Source organism: Tepidiforma sp. (genome assembly GCF_026419595.1).
Classification (GTDB): Bacteria; Chloroflexota; Dehalococcoidia; order Tepidiformales; family Tepidiformaceae; genus Tepidiforma.
The window spans coordinates 1-1181 of record NZ_JANZZD010000067.1 but is presented as its reverse complement, the minus strand read 5'-3'; the positions used below and the strand labels follow the sequence as shown (position 1 = coordinate 1181).

At 75.4% G+C, this 1181-nt stretch carries 1 pseudogene; it reads left to right on the top strand.

The features are described 5' to 3' along the window. Nucleotides 1-69: 69 nt before the first annotated feature. Nucleotides 70-1181: pseudogene (locus N2041_RS14325) on the top strand (hypothetical protein); the annotation flags it as partial.

The window sequence follows — 1181 nt, the reverse complement described above, 5'->3', positions numbered from 1 at the left end:
CGACCGGGTCTTCGAATCTGGCCGTTACCGTATCTACCGCCTGCCGCACTATGAACCGGTCAGCCCGCCATGACGACGACCGCCGCCTCCCCTCCAGCGGGCCCCCGGGGCATCACCGTCGCCGCGGTCGCGTGGACGGCCGCCTCCGCCGTCTACGCCGCCATGCGGCTGCTGGCGTTCGTGAAGCTGCCCGTCGGCGGCCTCGAACTCTGGTCGCTCTCCGGCGCATGGCAGGCCCGCGCCGGCATCGACGACGCCCGCTACGTGCCGACGCTGTTCCAGGCGCTCACCGCGCTGCTGCTCCGCATCGACGACAGCGAGACGCTACCGCGGCTCGCCGCGCTCGCGGCTTCGCTAACCGTGCCCGTCTCGCTGTTCCTGCTCCGTCGCCGCATCGGCGAACCCGCCGCGATCGCGGTGCTGCTCGTCCTCGCGTTCGACCCCCTGCAGGTCGCCTTCGGCCCGGCCGCCGCCGTCATTGCCTTCGACCTGCCGCTGGTTGCCGGCACTCTCGCAGCACTGGCGGTGCTCGGCCCCCGCCCGCCCGTCATCGCCGTCGCCGCGTTTCTCCTTGCCACGGCGGGGCCTCTTCCCCTCGCGCTGCTGCTCGCGGCAGCCCTCGCGCATCCCCGCGCGGACTGGCGCCAGCCCGCAGCCGGATTCGCGGCCGCCGGGGCCGCCCTCGGCGTCCTCGCCGCCAGCTTCGGCTTCGGGGCCGGCTGGCAGGGGATCACGGTGCCGCCCTTCGACCTCTTCTCCGCGGGCTTCGACGCACACTGGTCGACCGAGACGACGCGCCGCCTCGTTGCGCTCTACGCCTGGGGGCCGGCCGTCCTCGCCGGCGGCTACCTCGCCATCCGCGCCGCCCGCGACCGGGCCGGCTTCTTCGGGGACCCGATGGATCGCTTCGCCGCCGCCTGGTTCGGCGTAAGCCTCGCCTGGTGTATTGCCGCCGGCGGCAGCCGCGACCCCCTCCCCGTTCTGTCGCTCACTGCCAGCTCTGCGCCGCTCGCGGGCCGCGCCCTCGCGTGGCTCGTCGACTCCCTGGGCAGCGCCGACTGGCGCCGCGCCGGCTGGCCGCTCGCGGGCGCGCTCCTCGCCGCGGCGACCCTCCTCGGGCCGCTCCTCGACTGGGCCCGGCTCGGCCGCGTCGGCCCGGGGAGCGAAGTCGTCGCCGTCGT